This is a genomic window from Sphingomonas panni, assembly GCF_022664435.1.
GTDB classification, from domain to species: domain Bacteria; phylum Pseudomonadota; class Alphaproteobacteria; order Sphingomonadales; family Sphingomonadaceae; genus Sphingomonas; species Sphingomonas panni.
This window is the reverse complement of sequence record NZ_JAKREU010000013.1, coordinates 1-19,656: the sequence shown is the minus strand read 5'-3', so window position 1 is coordinate 19,656 and position 19,656 is coordinate 1. Positions and strand designations below refer to the sequence as shown.

Below are 19,656 nucleotides of genomic sequence, written 5' to 3'. Positions count from 1 at the left end.
CGTCGCAACCGGTCCCGCCAAGCGACGTTTAGCCCCCATTCCCCCTTGTCCGCCCCCCGGAGGCCCCTTGTTCCACAGCACCAACCCCGCCACCGGGGAGCAGATCGCGACCCATGCCGAACTGACCGCCGAGCAGATCGAGCAGAAGGTCGCGCTGGCCGCCACCGCGTTCGACCGCTGGCGCGTGACCCCGATCGACGAGCGTGTGGCCCTTTTGCGCCGTATCGCCGACGCCTATGACGCGAACCGCGACCGGCTCGCCCGCATGGCGACCGACGAAATGGGCAAGACGCTGAAATCCGCGCTGGCGGAGGTCGACAAATGCGCCGCCGCCTTCCGCCATTATGCCGATCACGGCCCGGCGATGCTGGCGCCGCAACGCACCCCGTTGAGCAGCGGCGGCACGGCCGAGGTGACGTGGCTGCCGCAGGGGCCGGTGCTGGCGATCATGCCATGGAACTTCCCCTATTGGCAGGCGGTCCGCTTCCTCGCTCCGACCATCCTCGCCGGCAATGTCGCGCTGCTGAAACACGCCAGCATCGTGCAGGGCGTCGCGGCGCTGATGGAGGAGATGACGCGCGACGCCGGCGCGCCCGACGGACTGTTCCAGAACCTCGCGATCAAGTCGTCGGCCATCCCCGACCTGATCGCCGACGACCGCATCGTCGCGGTGACGCTGACCGGCAGCGAGGGGGCGGGGATCGCCGTCGCCGAACAGGCCGGGCGGAATCTGAAAAAGGTCGTGCTGGAACTGGGCGGGTCGGACCCGTTCGTCGTGATGCCCTCGGCCGATCTCGACGCGGCGGTAAAGGCGGCGGTGACCGGGCGTATCCAGAATAGCGGCCAGTCGTGCATCTGCGCCAAGCGGATGATCGTCCATGCCGACATCTACGACGCGTTCCTCGACCGTTTCTCGGCGGCGATGCGCGCGGTGAAGGCGGGCGACCCGACCGATCCGGCGAGCGACATGGGGCCGCTGTCGAGTTTCGAACAGCGCGACACGGTGGTGGCACAGCTGGCCGAGGCACAGCGGCAGGGCGCGACCCTGTTGTTCGGTGGGGAAAAACCCGACCTGCCCGGTGCCTATCTGACCGCCGGCATCCTGACCGACGTGCCGCTCGACAGCCCGCTGATGGCGGAAGAAATCTTCGGCCCCATCGCGATGGTCTTCCGCGCCGCCGATATCGACGACGCGATCCGCATCGCCAATGCCATCCCGTTCGGGCTGGGATCGGCGGTATGGACGCAGGATGCCGGCGAACAGGACCGCTTCGTCCGCGATATCGCGGCGGGGATGACCGCCATCAACCAGATGCTGGCCTCCTCGCCCGAAGCACCGTTCGGCGGCATCAAGCGATCGGGCCATGGCCGCGAGCTGGGGCCGTTCGGGCTGCACGAGTTCATGAACCTGAAGACGGTGTTCCGGGGGTAGAGCGGGCACCTGGCCTACACTATCGTCACCCCGGGCTTGACCCGGGGTCCCGCTTCTACTGCCCACGGTGGACAAGAAGCGGGACCCCGGATCAAGTCCGGGGTGACGGGTTTTGCTAGGAAACCTTACCCCCAAAAGCAGACGGCGCGGGATCGCTCCCGCGCCGCCGCCATTACCGATACGCGCGAAGGATCAGGCCGGTTCGGCGACCCCGATCGGCTGTACGCTGTCGGACTTCTGCACGACGTCGAAGCGGTCGGCGTTCATCACCTTGGTCCAGGCCGCGACGAAATCGCGGACGAACTTCTCTTCATGGCCGTTTTCGGCATAGACTTCGGCCACCGCGCGCAGCTGGCTGTTCGACCCGAAGATCAGGTCGGTGCGCGTCGCGCGCCAGCGCTCGTGCTGCCCGGCGCGGTCATAGCCGATGAACTCTTCGTCGGCGCTGGTGTCGACCACCTTCCAGAAGGTGTCGTTGTTCAGCAGGTTGACGAAGAAATCGTTGGTCAGCTGCCCCTTGCGGTCGGTGAACACGCCCTCCGGTGCGTCCTGATAGTTCGCACCCAGCACGCGCAGCCCGCCGACCAGCACGGTCAGTTCGGGCACCGACAGGCCGAGCAGCGACGCGCGGTCGAGCAGCAGTTCCTCGGTCTTCACCGTGTGCTTGGTCTTCAGGAAGTTGCGGAAGCCATCGGCGACCGGCTCCATCACCGCGAAGCTGTCGGCATCGGTCCATTCCTGCGTCGCATCGCCGCGCCCGCCGGTGAAGGGCACGTCGACCGCGAAGCCGGCATCGCTCGCCGCCTTCTCGACCGCCGCATTGCCCGCCAGCACGATCGCGTCGGCCAGCGACAGGCTGCCCTTCAGCTCGCCGATCTTCGCGAGGATCGCGGCCAGTTCCTCCGGCTCGTTCACCTTCCACCCGCGCTGCGGCTCGAGGGCAATGCGCGCGCCATTGGCACCGCCGCGATGGTCCGACCGGCGATAGGTCGATGCCGATGCCCAGGCGGTCTTGACCAGCTGCCCGACCGAGAAGCCGGCATCGAGGATCTTCGCCTTGAACGCCGCCACATCCGCATCGGACGGGGTGGTGCCGGCGGGAACCGGGTCCTGCCAGATCAGCGTCTCTTCCGGCACTTCCGGCCCGAGGTAACGGACCTTCGGCCCCATGTCGCGGTGGGTCAGCTTGAACCAGGCGCGGGCAAAGGCGTCCTTGAACGCTTCATGGTCGTTCCGGAACTTCTCCGAAATGGCGCGCATCTCGGGGTCGACCTTCAGCGCCATGTCGGCGGTGGTCATCATCGTCGGCACGCGCAGGTTCGGATCATGCGCCGCCGGGGCCATGTCCTCTTCTTTCTGGTTGATCGGCTGCCACTGCTTGGCACCGGCCGGGCTGCGCACCAGTTCATATTCGTAATCGAGCAGCAGGCGGAAATAATTGCCCGACCATTCGGTGGGGGTGTTCACCCATGCGCCTTCGATGCCGCTGGTGGTGGTATGCTCGCCCATCCCGCTTTCGAAGCTGTTGGTCCAGCCCAGGCCCATCAGCGAGATATCGGCACCCTCGGGCGATTCCCCGACCAAGGTCGGATCGCCGGCGCCATGCGCCTTGCCGAAGGTATGCCCGCCGGCGGTCAGCGCGACCGTTTCCTCGACGTTCATCGCCATCCGGGCGAAGGTTTCCTTGATGTCGCGCGCCGACTGCATCGCATCGGGCACGCCGCCCGGACCTTCCGGATTGACGTAGATCAGGCCCATCTGGATCGCGGCGAGCGGCTGTTCCAGTTCCAGCTCTTCCTCGGGCAGGATGCGGGTCTTGTTGTCGGGGTGACCGACGAACTGCTCTTCCGACCCCCAGTAGATGTCCTTTTCCGGTTCGAACACATCGGCACGACCGCCGCCGAAGCCGAACACCGGCCCGCCCATATTCTCGATCGCGACGTTGCCGGCCAGGATGAACAGGTCGGCCCAGCTGATATTCTTGCCGTATTTCTGCTTGATCGGCCACAACAGGCGACGCGCCTTGTCGAGATTGCCATTGTCCGGCCAGCTGTTGAGCGGGGCGAAGCGCTGCTGCCCGCTATTCGCGCCGCCGCGCCCGTCGGCGGTGCGATAGGTGCCGGCGGCGTGCCACGCCATGCGGATGAACAGGCCGCCATAATTGCCGTAATCGGCCGGCCACCAAGGCTGGCTGTCGGTCATCAGCGCGGTCAGGTCGGCCTTCAGCCCGTGATAGTCGAGCTGCTTGAACGCCTCGGCATAGTCGAATTCGTGGCCCATCGGGTCGGGCGAGGTGCCGCCCTGGTTGAGCACTTCCAGCGGCAGCGCATCGGGCCACCAGTCGCGGTTGGTCCGGCCCAGCAGCGACCGAACCGTGTTCGGCTTGTGGATCGGGCAGCCACTCATCTCTCCGGTCTTCGCGTCCATGTCTTGGCTCTCCATCAGAATGGCGCGCAGCCTAACCCCTTAAGCGCGGGGACGATAAGCGATTGTCTCGTTCACACTTGGCGGAAAACTCGATTGCCGCACGGTTCGTCCCGAACGGGCGCCGCCCTCATTCGACGGTGAAGGTCGCGGTCTGCCGCGCCTGCGTCGCGCGGTCGATCAGCAATACGCCGACCTTCGACCCGGCGGGGATGCTCGCCCCCTTCGCCACGAACTGGTTGCCGGCGGCGGGCGTCAGCGCGAGCTCCTGCCGCTTCGCGCCGGTCGTCACGATCAGCTTGGCCATCTGCCCGGCGGCGGCCACCTCGTCGCCATCCTCCATGACATAGAGCGAGACGCCGGCCTTGGCCCGGACCAGTTCGAAGACGGTTTCGCCGACTTCGACGACCTGCCCGCCATGGCGCGGCTTGTCGTCGCCATGGGCGAGGGCGGGGGTGGCGACCAGCGTGAGGGCGAGCGCGAACAGCATGTGCTTCATGGCAATTCTCCGGCTAGGGGGTCATTGTTCGGGGGCGTGGGGCAGGGTGAACGCCAGCGTCGCGGTATGTTCGTAATGGTCGATCTTGGTCGGCCGGTCGCTGGGCGAGACATAGACGGCGCGCAGGACGTTTAGCCCCTGGTTGCGAACGGGCAGGGTCACCGTGCCGTCGGCCTTGGTCGCGACTTCGGCGGCGTCGGGGTCGTTGACCATGTCGTTGATGACGGTCGCGCCCGCCACCGGCTGCCCCTTGAAATAGACGCGATAGGTCATCGGCGTGCCGAGCTTCGTCGGCAATGCGCCGACCGGCACGATCTGCAGCAGCTGTGCCGGGATCAGCGGCACGGGCTTCGCCAGCGGCCCCTGGATCGAGGTGGCGTATTTGATCGTCGTCTCGCTCTTGACCGCGTTCGGCACCTCGTCCTTCGGCTTCTTGACGAATTCGCCGTCGGGTAGCTTCGACCAGGTGCCGTTCTGCAGCACCGCGCTGACCAGGGCCGGCGGGGCGTCGGTATCGACCACCACCAGCGCGCCGTTGGTGCGCAGCGTCGCTCCGATCGGGTTCAGGTCGGCATCCCATGCCTGTACCTGTTCCATCGCGGGCTGGCGCTTGACCGCTTCGAGGTCGTCGGCGCCGATGCCGTAGATGATCGCGATCTGCTTGGCGCGCTGCGCGAACCAGATGCCGTGCGCCCCGGCCAGCGTGGGTGCGATGATGCCGGCCGTCACGGCGGCGGCGGTCCAGAACAGCCTGATCCTCGTCATGTCGTTCCCCCTTCGCGGATCGCCGGCGGGCGACCCGGTATGCGCAGCAGCATGATGGCGCGCGACCGGCGTTAATTCCCGATTTCGCTCGGCCGGCAGGCGCACCATGCCGTGCATATTGGTTATGGCGGGAGAATCTGTCGTATCGCGCGCGACCCTTTCCGCCGCGTCGGCGCTGCCCTACAGCAGCGGCCATGCACGCGATCCGCAACATCGTCGTCCTGACCGGTGCCGGCGTTTCCGCCGAATCGGGCATCGCCACCTTTCGCGGCCCCGGCGGGCTGTGGGAAGGGCACCGGGTCGAGGATGTCTGCACGCCCGAGGCGCTGCGGAGCGATCCCGCGCTGGTCCACCGCTTCTACGACCTGCGCCGTGCGGCGCTCGGCGGGGTGGAACCCAATGCGGCGCACCACGCGCTGGCGCGGCTCGACCGGGCATGGACCGGCGAGCTGCTGATCGTGACGCAGAATGTCGACGACCTGCACGAACGCGCCGGGGCGACGCGGCTGCTGCACATGCATGGCGAGCTGTGTTCGGCGCTGTGCGCGGCATGCGGTACGCGGACCCCGCACCGGGGGGCCTTGCCGCCGGGCAGCGCGTGCGCGGCTTGCGGCGCGGCGGCGCTGCGGCCCGACATCGTGTTCTTCGGCGAAATCCCGTACCGGATGGACCGGATCGTCGACGCGATCGGCGCGTGCGACCTGTTCGTGTCGATCGGCACGTCGGGCGCGGTCTATCCCGCCGCCGGCTTCGTCCAATGGGCGCGCGAGCGGGGGGCGGCGACGCTGGAACTGAACCTCGAACGCTCGGCCGGATCGGCGATGTTCGACGAAAGCCGCCTGGGGCCGGCGGGCGAGCTGGTGCCGGCCTGGGTCGATGCGCTGCTGGCCGCGCGCTGACCCATGGCCCGCCGCAAGCGCCTGCTGACCGCGACCATGGCCGATGGCTGGGTCAAGACGATCGGCCCGACCAACGCGCCCTTCACCCATTTCTGGCGGATCGTCGCGGTGCTGGAAAACGGGAAGACCGAAGTATTCTGGGGCCATGCCGCGTCGCTGAAGGAAGCGACCGGCAAACAGGCCGCGACCCGCGACGCCGCCCGGCAGCGGGGATGGCAGCGTTATGATTTCGAGGTGGTGGAGCTGGTCGAGAGCTGACCGGTTTTACATAATCTTTGTTATCGGTGTCGAGCCGCCGCGGCTCAGGCGAGCGATGCGGGCGGCTCCAGCGTGCCGAGCCATGCCACCAGCGCGAGGATCGCGACGGCGCAGCCGGTCTCCAGCACCAGGCTGCGCCGCAACGCGCCCCGCGCGCGCGCCGTATAGCCCCGCATGATCGCGCGGTCGAACGCCGGGGTCAGGCGGAAGCGGTTGAGCGCCGCCAGCAGCAGCATCACGCCGAACAGCGCGACCTTCGCCAGCAGCAGCTGCCCGTAGAGCGTGGTGAACAGCCGCGGCAGGCCCGCGACCCCGACCAGCAGCGCGCCGTTGACCAGCCCCGTCGCCACGACGCACGCGACCAATATCGTGCCGGTCGCCGCAAAGCCGTGCAGCGCGCCATGCGTCGCGCGCAGATGCGCCGCATCGCCCGGGCGCACGACCATCAGGATCAGGCCGAGCAGCGCGCCGATCCATGCCCCCCCTGCGAGCATGTGCAGGATATCGGCGACCAGATGGACCCACCCGGCGGCCCCTTCGTCCATCGCGCCGTGCCCGGTCCATGCCAGCGTCGCCAGCGCGACCGCCCCGGCGGCGGCGACCCTAGCCAGCGATCGCCCGCCGCCGCGCGACGTGAGCGCCGCCGCCAGGGCGATGCCGAGCGCGGCCATCCGCACGATCCACGCCGTCCCGGTCGCCGATCCGGTCAGCAGCATAGCGATCGTCGCGAGATCGACCGGCCATGGCGCGGTGCCGGCCATCGCCGCCGCCAGCAGCGCGATCGCCACCGCCGACAGCGCCAGCGCGGCCAGCGCAAGGCCGGTCAGCCACCACCGCCACGCCAACGCCCGGCCCCGCGCGACACCGCGCAGCGCGTGGAGGCCGAACGCCGACAGGCCGAACAGGCCGCTGAGCGTCGCATAGAGCGCGAAGCGGACGGCGATCAGCGACCCGTCGGCCTCCACCTTATTTGACCGTGAAGGCGGTGGTGCCGGCGATGCGATGGGTGTCGGCCGATACGACATGCCATGCGACGCTGTAGCGCCCGGCGGTCAGCGGCGTGCGCGGGGTCAGGACGAGCGTGCGGCCGTCCTTCGCGACGCTGGCGGTCACCGGCACCTTCATCCCGCCATGTTCGGGCATGACGAGGTCCGCGCCCGAAAACTGCGCGACCAGCGCCTCGCTGAACTGCAGCTCGATCCGCTGCGGCGTGGCGACGACCGCATTGGCGGCGGGGCTGGCGGCGACCAGCTTCGGATGGGCCTGTGCCGTGCCGGCCAGCGCGAACAGGACGAAGGCCGGGGCCAGAATGCGTTTCATGTCGGTCGCTCCCTGATATGGTTCGCTGACGGGTACGCGGGGCGCGTGGCCACCCCTCACCCCGGCGCCGCTTTTTCGGCATGAGGGGAATGGGGTCGCGGCGCGTATCGCGTGGCAGGAGCTATTGGATGAACGGCATGGACGATCTGGACAGGACGCTGGCAAGGCTGGCCGGGGCCGCCCCCCCCGATGCGCTGGACGCGATCGATGCGCAGGTGCTGGCGCGGATCGGCACGCGCCCGGTCGCCGCGCGCGGCGGCGTGGCGTTCGTCGCGGTGGCCGCCGCCGCACTGACGCTCGGCATGGTCGGCGGCGAGCTGCCCGCGACCGCGCAGCCGGCGGCGTTGCTGGCGCCGCTGTCGGGCGGATCGCCGCTCGCCCCCTCCACGCTGCTGGTCGGCGAATGAGGAACCTGCGCCTGGCGCTGTGCATCGTGCTGTCGTTCGTCGCGGCGGTCGGCGGGGTGTTCGTCGGGCGGGCGCTGTTGCCGAAACACGATGCCGGGGGCGCGGCGCTGCACGATGTGCTGCACCATCAATTGTCGCTCGACGCCGAACAGGAACGCCGGATCGAGGCGCTGGAGACGCAGTTCGCCGCGCGCCGTCGCGCGCTGGACCTCGACCTGCGCGCCGCCAATGCGCGGCTCGCCGAAGCGATCGCCGCCGAACATGCCGCCGGCCCGCGCGTGACCGCCGCCGTCGACCGGAGCCACATGGCGATGGGCGCGCTGCAAAAGGCGACGCTGGAACATCTGTTCGCCATGCGCCGGCTGCTGCGCCCCGACCAGGCGGCCCGGTTCGACGCGGCGGTGGTCAAGGCGCTGACCGACGGTCGGGAGTGAGCGTCGACTGGTCCACCCTGTCCGACGGCGATCTGGCGGCGCTGAGCCTCGCCGGGCGGCAGCCGGCCTTTGCCGAGATATTGCGCCGCTATCGCGCGCCGGTGTTCCGCGTGGCGCGGGCGTGGACCGGCGAGGCGGACGAGGCGCTGGACATCGTGCAGGAAACCTTCGTCGCCGCGCACCGGGCGCTCGGGCGCTATGACGGCACGCGCGCGATGCAGGCATGGCTGTCGACCATCGCGCTCAACAAATGCCGCGACTGGGCACGGCGGCGGGCGGTGCGGCGGTTCCTGTCGTTCGGGTTCGACCATGCGACGCAGGCGGAGACGGTCGCGCACGACGCGGTGGCGATCGACGACGAAGCCGCCGACCGGCAGGAACTGGACCAGGTGACGCGTGCGATCGCGACGCTGCCCGACACGCTCAAGACCCCGTTGATCCTCCACACCATCGACGGCCTGCCGCAGGCGGAGGTCGCCGCGACGCTCGGCATTTCGGCCAAGGCGGTCGAGACCCGCATCTACCGCGCCCGCGTCGCGCTGACCGAAAAACTGCGCGGCGGCCAAGGGGGCGGCGGACCGGGCGCGTAAGGCAGGATATCGTCACGTTTCAGGAGTGTGCATGTCGCCTGTTCTCGATCGCCGCCAGTTGTTGCGCGGTGCCACGCTGGGCGGCGGCGCGGTCGCGCTGGCCGGGGCATGGCCGGCCTGGGCGCGGAGCGGATCGGGGGGCCTCGCCGCGCCGCTGCCGACCGTGTCGGGCGACGACATCACCCTGACCGTCGGCCACCATATGCGCCATATCGACGGGCGCATGGCCCATGCGATCGGCATCGACGGCACCTCCCCCGCCCCGCTGGTCCGCCTGCGCGAGGGGCAGAAGGCGCGGATCACGGTCGTCAACACGCTGGACGAGCCGACCTCGATCCACTGGCACGGGCTGTTGCTGCCGTTCCAGATGGACGGCGTGCCGGGCGTGTCCTTTCCCGGCATCCCGGCGCGCGGTCGCTTCACCTATGAATTCCCGGTGATCCAGAGCGGCACCTATTGGTATCACAGCCATTCGGGGTTGCAGGAGCAGGAGGGGCTGTACGGCCCGATCGTGATCGATCCGAAGGACGCCGATCCGGTGGCGTTCGACCGCGAGCATGTGATCGTCCTGTCCGACCACAGTTTCCGCCATCCGCACATGCTGTTCGACCGGCTGAAGAAGGAGCCGGGCTATTTCAACCGCCAGCGCCAGACGCTGGCCGGGCTGCTCGCCGGGCGCGACCAGTCGGCGAAGGAACGCGCGATGTGGGGCGCGATGCGGATGGACCCGGCCGACGTCGCCGACGTGACCGGCTCCACCTATACCTATCTGGTCAACGGCCATGGGCCACAGGACAACTGGACCGCGCTGTTCACGCCGGGCGAACGGGTGCGGCTGCGCTTCATCAACGCCTCGGCGATGACCACGTTCAACGTGCGGATACCGGGACTGCCGATGACGATCGTCGCCGCCGACGGGCTGAACGTGCGCCCGGTCGAGATCGACGAGTTCCAGTTCGGCCCGGCCGAAACCTATGACGCGATCGTCGTGCCGAACGACCTGCGTGCCTATAGCGTGGTCGGCGAGAGCATCGACCGATCGGGCATGGCCCGCGCGACCCTCGCCCCGCGCGTCGGCATGGCGGCGGTCGTGCCGCCGCTGCGCCCCCGCCCCCTCGCCACGATGAAGGACATGGGGATGGACCATGGCGGCATGGCGGGGATGGACCATGGCGGCGGCGACATGGCCGGCATGGACCATTCGACGATGAACCATGGCGCGGCGGCCCCGGCGGCACCCACCGCTTCGCCCATGACCGGCATGGCGATGGGCGACATGAACATGCGCGACTTTTCCAATGCGCCGGAGGTACGCAAGGGTCCCGGCGTGCAGACCATTTCCCCCATGCCGGTCGATCGTACCGGGGAGCCGGGACAGGGCCTTGCCGATGTCGGCCACCGCGTGCTGACCTATCGCGACCTGGTCGCGCTGGAGCGCAACCCCGACGTTCGCGCGCCGGAACGCGAGATCCGGCTGCACCTGACCGGCAATATGGAACGTTATATGTGGGGCTTCGACGGCGAAAAGCTGTCGGAGGGACCCGATCCGATCACGCTGCTGCACGGCGAACGGGTGCGCGTGACGCTCGTCAACGACACGATGATGGGCCATCCGATCCATATCCACGGCCATTTCTTCGAACTGGTGACCGGCAAGGGCGATCATGCCCCGCGCAAGCATACCGTGCTGGTCCAGCCCGGCGGCACGGTCAGCTGGGACGTGACCGGCGAGGAAGGCGACTGGGCGTTCCACTGCCACATGCTCTATCACATGCACGCGGGCATGATGCGCGTCGTGCAGGTCCGCCGGGTGGAGGCGGCGGCATGATCCGCGTCGCGCTGCTCGCCGGCGTCGCCGCGCTCGCCCCCGCCCCGGCGCTCGCCCAGGCGATGGACCCCCATATGCACATGCCGGGCATGACGATGCCCGCCCGCCCGGTAGCGAAGCCGGTGCGCAAGCCCGCCGCGAAGCCGAAACCCGCCGCCCCCGCCAGGCGCGCGACGGCGCGCCCCGCGAAGGCGGCGACGGTACCCGATCCCCATGCGGGCCACGACATGTCGGCGATGCCGGGCATGGCGATGCCCGCGCCGGAGCCGGCCGCCGCCGATCCGCACGCCGGCCATGACATGTCCACGATGCAGCAGCCTGACGCCGCTGCCGACCCCCACGCTGGCCACGACATGTCGCAGATGCAGCCCGATGCCGCTGCGGACCCCCATGCCGGCCACGACATGGCGGGCATGACCGCCCCCGACCCACATGCGGGGCACGACATGGCGGCGATGGCGGGCATGGGCGGCGATCCGGTCGGCACCGACCTGCCGCCCGGCGACAAGCCCGCCCCCGCCCCGTTCGGCGACCATCTCGCCGACCGTTTCTGGGGGGCCGGGGCGATGGCCGCCGTCCGCGACGACGTGCTGCGCCGCGAACATGGCGGCATGACCTTCGCCATGCTCCTCGCCGACATTGCCGAGGTGCAGCTGCGCGCGGGCCGCGACGGCTATCGCTGGGAAGGGCAGGGCTGGGTCGGCGGCGATATCCACCGGCTGTGGCTGAAGTCCGAGGGCGAAGGGGCGTTCGGCGGCGCGCTGGGCAAGGCGGAGGCGCAGGCGCTCTATTCGCGCGCGCTCGACCCCTATTGGAACCTGCAGGCCGGCATCCGCCACGATATCCGCCCCACCCCCACGCGCACCTATGCGACGCTGGGGATCGAGGGGCTGGCACCAGGGTTCTTCGAGGTCGGCGGCGCGCTGTTCCTGTCGACCAAAGGCGAGCTGCTCGGCCGGGTCGAGGGCTATTACGACCAGCGCATCACCAACTATGTCGTGCTGCAACCCCGGATCGAGGCGAACCTGTCGGCACAGGACGTCCGCGCGACCGGCACCGGCGCAGGGCTGTCCGACATGGAGGCGGGACTGCGCCTGCGCTATGAGGGACGCCGCGAATTCGCCCCCTATATCGGCGTGTCGTGGGAACGGCAGTTCGGCGAGACCGCGCGGTTCAGCCGGGCGCGGGGCGACGAGACCGGCGGCGTAAGCGTCGTGCTGGGCGTGCGGGCCTGGTTCTGATCCGCCAGCGCAGCAGCCCGGTCACGAACAGCATCGCCGGGGCGATCCCGACCAGCACCGCGAGGATGCGGACCGGCATTCCGCCGACCGATCCGTCGTGCAGCGGGCGGACCCAGGCGTTGATCGCGCTGCTGATGCCGCCGCTGCGCATATCCTGCACCGCGACCACCCGCGCGCTGCGCTGGTCGACGAAGACATAGCTGCCGGGAAAGCGGCGATGCGGGTCGCCCGGCACCTGCACCCGGACGCGATAGGGCTGATTGGCATTCCCCGGCGCATCGACGAACACGAGCCGCGCATCGGGCACGGCCGCCCGCGCGACGGCGAGCGCGCGGACCAGCGGGACCGGCGGGCCGCTGCCCCCCTGCCCCCGCGCCGGCGGCGCCGGGGCCGGGCCGAACAGCGCCTCCTTCACCACCGGCAGCGCGAGGATCACCCCGGTCGCGGTCACGATCGCCAGCAACAGCCCCGCCCCCACCCCGGTCAGCTTGTGCAGGTCGTGCAGCCGCCGGATCGGCACGGCGCTCCGCTTATAGGCCAGCGCCTTGCCCCAGCTACCGCGCGGCCACCACGCGACCATGCCGGTGGCGAGCAGCACCAGCATCGCGACCCCCGACCAACCGACGACCTGCCCGCCGACCTCCCCGGCCAGCAGCTGCATATGCAGTTCGTACAGCCAGCTCATCAGATAGCCGCCCCATGGCGTCACGCGGACGATGCGGCGGCCATCGGGCGCGAACCACACCATCAGGCGCGGCGGGTGGCGGATGCCGGGGGCGGACGGCGGATAATAGCGCGCCGGGATCGCCCCGCCCTCCCCCGTCGCCTCGAACGACCATTTGCCCGCCGGGTCGAAGCCGGCCGCGCGGCCGGTCGCCAGCGCCCGGTCCCATACAGGCGCCCCCCATCCCGGCGCGGGGGCCGCCGCATCGCTGCGGCTCGGCGGATGCAGGCCTTCGTCGATACCGACATAGAAGACCAGCGCCGATCCGGTCAGCCCGATGACGGCGAACAACAGCCCGAGCGTCAGCCCCAGCCACAGATGCACCCGCCGCAGCGCGACCCGCATGGTCAGAACCGCGCCCGGACCGCACCGAACACGCTGCGCGGATCGGCCGGCGCGTGCAGCCGCTGCGTCCCGTCATACCAGACATATGCATAGCGATCGTCGGTCAGGTTGCGCAGCTGTGCCGACAGCTCGACGGCGGGCGTCACCGCCCATGCCAGCTCGGCGGTAAGCTGGAAATAGGCGCCATAGCGCCCCCGATCGTTGGCGGTGGTCAGTTCGTAGGACGACTGGCCATTGCCCCAGAGCGAGGCACGCCATGGCAGGCTTTTGGGTGCCCATTCGATCCCGGCGGTGGTGACGTTGCGGGGCACATGGTCGATCTCGTTCCCCTGCGTCGTCGGCGCGGCGGGATCGGCCACGCGGATCACCGCCCGCTGGTGCGACCAGCTGCCCCAGAGCGACAGGCCGGGCAGCGGCTGCACGCTCGCCTCCAGGTCGATGCCGCGCCGCCGCGTCGCGCCCAGATTGTCGAACTCGCCCGACGGATCGTTCAGCCGCCGCTTCAGCTCGCCGGTCGCGGTCTGCTGCCACAGCGCGGCGCGCGCGGTCAGCCAGCGGCCCTGCGCCAGCTTCACCCCGGCCTCATAGCCTTCGTTGATCGACGGCGCGACGTCGCGCACGCGCGGCGGCACGACATAGGCGCCCGACCCCGCGCCGATCTGAAACGTCCGCCCGAAATTGCCATAGGCGGTCAGCCCCGCGACCGGCGTCACCGCCACCGACAGCTTGGGCTGGTGGATCGTGCCATAGTCGTTGACCGGATAGGCGCGCCCGTTCAGCCGGTTGGTGAAGCTGCCCCCCACCCGGTCGACGCGCCACGCCGGGGTGACCGTCAGCCAGCGCAGCGGCGTCACGATCGCCTGCACATAGGCCCCGCCGACGCGCAGGTCGAAATCCTGGTCGCGGGTCGCGGCGACGGCGATCCGGCGGTCGGTGGTCCAGCGCTGGCTGCGGTTATGCTGCCACTGCATGTCGCCGCCCGCCTCCGCCATCAGCCAGTCGGCGGCGTGCCAGTGCAGGCCCGCGACGACGCCATGATGGTCCTCGCCGGTCAGCCGCTGCTGCTGCGCGACATTGGCGGAGAAGCGGACATAGCGATTGTCGCGATTGGCCGTCGCATAGCCGGTCGCGGTCAGCGACAGGTCGCGCGCCAGATCGGCGTCGAGGTGCAGGCTGTACTGGCTCAGTTCCCGCCGGCCGCCATCGGTCGCCGATACCGCATAGGACCGTCGCCGGTTCGTGCCGATATCGGCATCGGTCAGATAGCCCGGCTCGTCCGCTTCGCTTCGGCCGTGGCGCGCGATCAGGCCCAGTTTGGCGGGGCCGAAGTCGTAGAACCATTTGCCCGCGAAGCTCAGCCGGTCGAGATCGGCATGGTCGCGAAACCCGCCGGTGCGGCGATAGGCGAGCAGGTAGTTCTGGCTGAGCCGCCCGGTCTCGACGCCGCCCGACGCCTGGGCGTCATAGGTGCCGAACGCACCGGCGATGGCGCGCGCATCGAGGTAGGTGCCGCCGATCCGCGTCCTGATGTCCGCGCTGCCGGCGATCGCGTGCAGACCCCAGCGCGGGTCGGACGTGCCGCGCACCAGCTCGACCGAGGCGATGTCGATCGGCGCGACGAGGTCGATGAAGTCCATCCGTCCGGCATTGTCGTTGGCCGGCACGCCGTCGATCAGCAGCTTGACCGCGTTGATCTCCCCCTCGCCGTTGAACCCCCGGATCGAGAAGCGGCCGGAGGTCGTCCCCTGGTTGAAATCGGTCAGGACGACGCCGGGCAGCCGTGCGAACAGCTCCCACGCATTGTCGACATTCTGCCGCTGCGCGACGTCGCCCGACAGGATATCGACCGAGGTCAGGACATTGGCGGTGGCGCGCGCCATTGATTTCGCGGTCACGACGATCTCGTCGCCGCCGATCGTGACCTGGGTATCGGCGCGGGCGGGGTCGGACTGCGCGGCCGATGGCGGCGCGGCGAACAGGCAGGCGGCGGAAAGCGCCACCATCGAACAGGTGTTGGTCATGCAATCTCCGGTGGAGAAGGGTGCGCGGCGGCCCGCCCCCACGGTTCGGGCGCGAAACGGCAGCCGCACGAAGCCCCGGTTCGTGCCGGGGCGACGCTAAAGGATCGGAAGGATCAGCCGCCGCGCGGAATCACGGGCACGAGCGCACGCGGGCGGATCGACCGCCCCTGCAAAGCGAACGCGTGCCCCCGGTTGCCCGGTCGGCGGATCAGGCGGCGAGCGGCGGTCCGCGCGACGGCGGGCGCAGCCGGGGCGCATCGCGCGGCGCGACGACCGGCCGCCCCCGCAACGCCATCGCCGCCACGACGGCGAGCGCGATGGCGAGCAGGACGATATCGACCGCCCCCAGCACCTGCGCCGACAGCCCGGCAAAGGCGCAGGGCATCTCCGCCTTGCCATGGTCGGCCGGCTTGCCCGGATCGTGCCGCATCGCCATGTCCTGGGCCATGCCATGGTCCATGCCGGCCATCGCCATCGGCGCGGGCTGCGGCGTCATGCCCGGACAGACGATGATCGACAGCCGGCCGTGGTCGACCGCGATCATGTAACCGGTCGGCACCAGCAGCTTGAGCAGCAGCGCCGCCGCCAGCAGCAATGCGGCGAGATGGCGTTGCGCCAGGAGGTGCCGGAAAGGCTGCACGCCCCGTCGCTAGCGATACGGGCGCGCGCTGTCACTGGGACATTCTGTCCCGCCGGCCAGAACCGATCGACATTCAATCCGGTGGACGCTGGACGACCATGCTCTCGCCCATCGTCACTCCCGCGCAGGCGGCAGTCCATAGGCGCCAGCGTTGCGAATCCAGCAGAAACATCGGCGGTTATGGATTCCCGCCTGCGCGGGAATGACGAAAATCGACGGCTGTCGCTGCAGATCGATTGACCCTATGCCGCGCCCTTCTCCACCGGCGGCAGCGCGAAGCCCTGCGCAAGGCCGTGGTACAGCTTTTCGCGGCACACCCACTGGCTGGCGAAATCGGCGATGAAGGCGGTGGCGAACATCGGCAGCATCAACCCCCGGCTCGCGGTGGTCTCGGTCAGGATGATGACCGCAGTCAGCGGCGCGCGGACCACGCCGACGAAATAGGCGACCATGCCGAGGATCACGACCGCGCTGGCCGGTTCGCCCGGAAATACTTCGCGCAGCAGGTTGCCCACCCCCGCCCCCACCGCCAGCGACGGGGCGAAGATGCCGCCGGGCAGCCCGGCCACCGCCGTCGCGGCGGTCGCGACAAGCTTGGCCGGCCCGAACCATAGCGGCGCATCGACCCCGACGATCATCGCCCGCGCCGCCGAATAGCCGGTGCCCCAGGTCAGCTGGGTGGCGACGCCCAGCCCGGCGACGATCCCGCCGCAGATCCCGGCGAACCACACCGGATATCGCCGCGCCCACATCGTCACCCGGTTCCGCCCGGTCGCCATGGCCAGCAGGATGCGCGAGAACAGCCCGCCCGACATGCCGCCCAGCACGCCCGCGACCGGCACCACCACCAGCGCGGAGCCGAGCGACATATGCGCGCCGATCGCGCCGAAATAGATATAGTCGCCCTGCACCGACTGCGCGACCATGCCGGCGATGACGATCGCGGCCAGTACCAGCAGCGTGACGCGCTGTTCATAGGCCGAGGCCAGTTCCTCGATCGCGAACAACAACCCGGCCAGCGGCGTGTTGAACGCCGCCGCCACCCCCGCCGCGCCCCCGGCGATCAGCACCCCGCCACGCAGCGGCACGCGCAGGAAGCGGTGGGTCAGCCCCATCACCGCCGCGGCCAGCTGCACCGTCGGCCCCTCGCGCCCGACCGAAGCCCCGCCCAGCACCGCGCCGATGGTCAGCGCCGCCTTGGCGACGACGGTGCGGACCGAGATCAGCGTCGCGGTCGCGCGGTTCGGATCGGCCTGCGCCGCGATCACCTGCGGAATGCCCGACCCGCGCGCGAACGGCGCGTATCGCCGCGTCAGCACGACCAGCGCCATGAAGGCAAGCGGCGTCGTCAGCAGCGGCCACCACCGGTTGGCCGACGCATAATCGTGGAACAGCTCGCCCGCCCGGTCGGATGCCTCGGCGAACAACGTCGCGACGATGCCGATCAGGATCGCCCCGGCCAGGATCGCGCTGCGAGTGCGGAACTGGACCGATTGCGGGCCGCTGGTGCGCAACAGCGCGCGGAACCGTGCGGGGGTCCAGCGCCGCGCCACGCCGTACCGGGGGGAAGGGGCTGCCATCCGTCGTCCCTAGGCGCATTCACCCGGTACGTCACCCCGGCGCGCTACCGTACGAACGCCATCGCCCGCGCATCCAATTCCGGTTCGCGCGCGTTATGATCTTCGCTGCGACGTATCCTGCGCAGCATTCGGGGCCAACGGGAATTCATATCATGGGCGACACGTCCGATTTCGAACTATCGCGCCGGGGCGTGCTGACCGCCGGGGCGGCGGGCGCGGCGCTGGCGGCCAGCCCGATGGCGGCGGCGCAGGCCGGGACGGCGGGCGCGACCCCCGCCCCTGCCCCGCCGACGATGACGGTGCGGATGCAGGTCAATGGCCGCCCGGCCGAGCTGACGCTCGACACGCGCACCACCCTGCTCGACGCGCTGCGCGAACATCTGAAGCTGACCGGCACCAAGAAGGGCTGCGACCATGGCCAGTGCGGGGCCTGCACGGTGATGGTCGACGGCAAGCGGATCAACAGCTGCCTGACGCTGGCGGTGATGCACGAAGGCGATGCGATCACCACCATCGAGGGGCTGGGCACGCCCGACAAGCTGCACCCGATGCAGGCGGCGTTCGTCAAGCATGACGGCTATCAGTGCGGCTATTGCACGCCGGGCCAGATTTGTTCGGCGGTCGCCGTGCTGGACGAGATCAGGCGCGGCATCCCCAGCCATGTGCAGGGCGACCTGACCAAGAAGCCGCAGGCCAGCAACATGGAACTGCGCGAGCGGATGAGCGGCAATATCTGTCGCTGCGGTGCCTATTCCAACATTGCCGATGCCATGGCGGAGGTCGCGGGCGCATGAGAGCTTTCACCTACCAACGCGCGAAGGACCCGGCCGAGGCCGCGCGGATCGTCGCCACCCGGCCGGGGGCCAAGTTCATCGCCGGCGGCACCAACCTGCTCGACCTGATGAAGCTGGAGATCGAGACGCCGGCGCATCTGATCGACGTGCAGGAGCTGAAGCTCGACCGGATCGAAAAGACGTCGGACGGGGGCCTGCGCATCGGTGCGCTGGTCAGCAACACCGATCTGGCGGCCGACGACCGGGTGCGCCGCGACTATGCCGTGCTGACCCGCGCGATCGTCGCCGGTGCTTCGGGCCAGCTGCGCAACAAGGCGACGACCGCCGGCAACCTGCTGCAACGCACCCGCTGCCCCTATTTCTACGACACCAACATGGCGTGCAACAAGCGCAAGCCGGGCACCGGCTGTGCCGCGATCGGCGGCTATTCGCGGCAACTGGGCGTGATCGGCGTATCGAGCGACTGTATCGCGACCTTTCCCGGCGACATGGCGGTTGCGATGCGCGTCCTCGACGCGGTCATCGAGACGGTCGACGGCAGCGGCGCCACGCGGCGCATCCCGATCGCCGAATTCCACCGGCTATGGGGCAACCGCCCCGATCAGGATACGGTGCTGAAGCCCGGCGAGCTGATTACCGCCGTCACCCTGCCCCGCCCCCTGGGCGGCAAGCATTTCTATGAAAAGGTGCGCGACCGCGCCTCCTATGCCTATGCGCTGGTATCGGTCGCGGCGGTGATCCAGCGCGACGGCACCGGCCGCGTCGCGTTCGGCGGCGTCGCCCCCCGCCCGTGGCGGGTCGAGGCGGCCGACGCCCTGTTGCCGCAGGGGGCCGCCGCCGTCACCGCGCGCGCGTTCCAGGGCGCGACGCCGACCAAGGACAATGCATTCAAGCTGCCGCTCGCGACCCGCGCGCTGGCCTCCGTCATCGCGCAGGCGAAGGGGTAACCCCATGAAGTTCGAAACCCCCGCCGGCACCAACCCGATCGACCGGCAACAGGTCGTCGGCCGCGCCCGCACCCGCATCGACGGCCCGAAAAAGGTCGCCGGCCTCGCCCCCTATGCCTTCGAACATGCCCGCGACGTGCCGGACGCCGCGTACGGCGTGATCGTCGGCGCGGGCGTCGGCAAGGGCAGTATCCGCTCGATCGACCTCGCCGCCGCGCGCGCCGCGCCGGGCGTGCTGGCGGTCGTCACCGCCGACAGCGCGGGGCCGCTGGGCAAGGGGCGGATGAACACCGTCAAGCTGCTCGCCGGCCCCTCGGTCGACCATTATCACCAGGCGGTGGCGCTGGTCGTCGCCGACACGTTCGAACAGGCGCGCGCCGCCGCCAACCTCGTCCGCGTGGATTATGCGCGGGCCAAGGGGCGGTTCGACCTGGAGGAAGGTCTGCAATCCGCCAAGCCCGCCCCCGGCGACGACGGCAAGCCCGAAGCGCGCGTCGGCGATTTCGAA

At 69.9% G+C, this 19,656-nt stretch carries 19 protein-coding genes and 1 pseudogene; 11 read left to right on the top strand and 9 right to left on the bottom strand.

The window, feature by feature from the left end; translation table 11 throughout:
• Positions 1–67 precede the first annotated feature (67 nt).
• Positions 68–1,432: an NAD-dependent succinate-semialdehyde dehydrogenase gene (locus MF609_RS18335; protein ID WP_242417521.1), complete on the top strand. Its 1,365-nt coding sequence runs from the start codon at positions 68–70 to the stop codon at positions 1,430–1,432.
• A 192-nt stretch (positions 1,433–1,624) separates the two neighbouring features.
• Here MF609_RS18335 and katG read toward each other — a convergent pair whose 3' ends face one another.
• From katG to MF609_RS18320, 3 genes are all read right to left on the bottom strand, one after another.
• Positions 1,625–3,859: a catalase/peroxidase HPI gene (gene katG / locus MF609_RS18330; RefSeq protein WP_242417520.1), complete on the bottom strand. Its 2,235-nt coding sequence runs from the start codon at positions 3,857–3,859 to the stop codon at positions 1,625–1,627.
• A gap of 127 nt (positions 3,860–3,986) precedes the next feature.
• The gene (locus MF609_RS18325) at positions 3,987–4,355 is read right to left on the bottom strand and encodes a hypothetical protein (RefSeq protein WP_242417519.1); all 369 of its coding nucleotides are present in this window, start codon (positions 4,353–4,355) and stop codon (positions 3,987–3,989) included.
• A gap of 21 nt (positions 4,356–4,376) precedes the next feature.
• A complete protein-coding gene (locus tag MF609_RS18320; RefSeq protein WP_242417518.1) occupies positions 4,377–5,120 on the bottom strand; it encodes a DUF4198 domain-containing protein in 744 nt (247 codons plus the stop codon).
• Positions 5,121–5,314: 194 nt separating this feature from the next.
• On the opposite strand from MF609_RS18320, the gene MF609_RS18315 reads away from it, so the two are divergent.
• Both MF609_RS18315 and MF609_RS18310 read left to right on the top strand, forming a co-directional pair.
• The gene (locus MF609_RS18315; RefSeq protein WP_242417517.1) at positions 5,315–6,019 is read left to right on the top strand and encodes an NAD-dependent deacylase; all 705 of its coding nucleotides are present in this window, start codon (positions 5,315–5,317) and stop codon (positions 6,017–6,019) included.
• A 3-nt stretch (positions 6,020–6,022) separates the two neighbouring features.
• Positions 6,023–6,277 carry a hypothetical protein gene (locus MF609_RS18310; protein WP_242417516.1) on the top strand — a complete coding sequence of 85 codons (255 nt, stop codon included), beginning with the start codon at positions 6,023–6,025 and terminating at the stop codon, positions 6,275–6,277.
• A 44-nt stretch (positions 6,278–6,321) separates the two neighbouring features.
• Here MF609_RS18310 and copD read toward each other — a convergent pair whose 3' ends face one another.
• Positions 6,322–7,242: a copper homeostasis membrane protein CopD gene (copD, locus tag MF609_RS18305; RefSeq protein WP_242417515.1), complete on the bottom strand. Its 921-nt coding sequence runs from the start codon at positions 7,240–7,242 to the stop codon at positions 6,322–6,324.
• Between the two features lies 1 nt (position 7,243).
• The gene (gene copC / locus MF609_RS18300) at positions 7,244–7,597 is read right to left on the bottom strand and encodes a copper homeostasis periplasmic binding protein CopC (RefSeq protein ID WP_242417514.1); all 354 of its coding nucleotides are present in this window, start codon (positions 7,595–7,597) and stop codon (positions 7,244–7,246) included.
• A 128-nt stretch (positions 7,598–7,725) separates the two neighbouring features.
• Between copC and MF609_RS18295 the strand changes: the two genes are divergently transcribed.
• From MF609_RS18295 to MF609_RS18275, 5 genes are read left to right on the top strand one after another with little or no spacing between them, the layout of a single operon-like run.
• Positions 7,726–8,004, top strand: coding sequence for a hypothetical protein (locus MF609_RS18295; protein ID WP_242417513.1), 279 nt, complete (start codon positions 7,726–7,728; stop codon positions 8,002–8,004).
• A complete protein-coding gene (locus tag MF609_RS18290) occupies positions 8,001–8,438 on the top strand; it encodes a periplasmic heavy metal sensor (RefSeq protein WP_242417512.1) in 438 nt (145 codons plus the stop codon). Before MF609_RS18295 ends, MF609_RS18290 begins: the two co-directional genes overlap by 4 nt.
• Positions 8,435–9,028, top strand: coding sequence for an RNA polymerase sigma factor (locus tag MF609_RS18285; protein ID WP_242417511.1), 594 nt, complete (start codon positions 8,435–8,437; stop codon positions 9,026–9,028). The genes MF609_RS18290 and MF609_RS18285 overlap by 4 nt, the downstream gene beginning before the upstream one ends.
• 31 nt (positions 9,029–9,059) lie before the next feature.
• Positions 9,060–10,856 (top strand): copper resistance system multicopper oxidase, encoded by a 1,797-nt coding sequence (locus tag MF609_RS18280; protein WP_242417510.1) that lies wholly within the window; start codon positions 9,060–9,062, stop codon positions 10,854–10,856.
• On the top strand, positions 10,853–12,097 hold the full coding sequence (locus MF609_RS18275; RefSeq protein WP_242417509.1) for a copper resistance protein B: 1,245 nt from the start codon (positions 10,853–10,855) through the stop codon (positions 12,095–12,097). The genes MF609_RS18280 and MF609_RS18275 overlap by 4 nt, the downstream gene beginning before the upstream one ends.
• Here the strand turns inward: MF609_RS18275 and MF609_RS18270 are convergent.
• The 4 genes from MF609_RS18270 to MF609_RS18255 form a co-directional block, all read right to left on the bottom strand.
• Complete coding sequence (locus MF609_RS18270) at positions 12,030–13,166, bottom strand: PepSY-associated TM helix domain-containing protein (RefSeq protein ID WP_242417508.1); 1,137 nt, start codon at positions 13,164–13,166, stop codon at positions 12,030–12,032. The genes MF609_RS18275 and MF609_RS18270 overlap by 68 nt on opposite strands.
• A gap of 2 nt (positions 13,167–13,168) precedes the next feature.
• Positions 13,169–15,187, bottom strand: a complete 2,019-nt coding sequence (locus MF609_RS18265) for a TonB-dependent receptor (RefSeq protein ID WP_242417507.1) — start codon at positions 15,185–15,187, stop codon at positions 13,169–13,171.
• A gap of 208 nt (positions 15,188–15,395) precedes the next feature.
• Entirely contained in the window at positions 15,396–15,827 is a 432-nt protein-coding gene (locus MF609_RS18260) for a hypothetical protein (RefSeq protein ID WP_242417506.1), read from the bottom strand.
• A 242-nt stretch (positions 15,828–16,069) separates the two neighbouring features.
• Positions 16,070–17,407, bottom strand: coding sequence for a chloride channel protein (locus tag MF609_RS18255; RefSeq protein ID WP_242417505.1), 1,338 nt, complete (start codon positions 17,405–17,407; stop codon positions 16,070–16,072).
• A 152-nt stretch (positions 17,408–17,559) separates the two neighbouring features.
• On the opposite strand from MF609_RS18255, the gene paoA reads away from it, so the two are divergent.
• From paoA to MF609_RS18240, 3 genes and pseudogenes are all read left to right on the top strand, one after another.
• On the top strand, positions 17,560–18,201 hold the full coding sequence (gene paoA, locus MF609_RS18250; RefSeq protein WP_242417504.1) for an aldehyde dehydrogenase iron-sulfur subunit PaoA: 642 nt from the start codon (positions 17,560–17,562) through the stop codon (positions 18,199–18,201).
• Positions 18,198–19,148 carry an FAD binding domain-containing protein gene (locus tag MF609_RS18245; RefSeq protein ID WP_242417503.1) on the top strand — a complete coding sequence of 317 codons (951 nt, stop codon included), beginning with the start codon at positions 18,198–18,200 and terminating at the stop codon, positions 19,146–19,148. The genes paoA and MF609_RS18245 overlap by 4 nt, the downstream gene beginning before the upstream one ends.
• Positions 19,149–19,152: 4 nt before the next feature.
• A pseudogene (locus MF609_RS18240) lies at positions 19,153–19,656 on the top strand (xanthine dehydrogenase family protein molybdopterin-binding subunit); the annotation flags it as partial.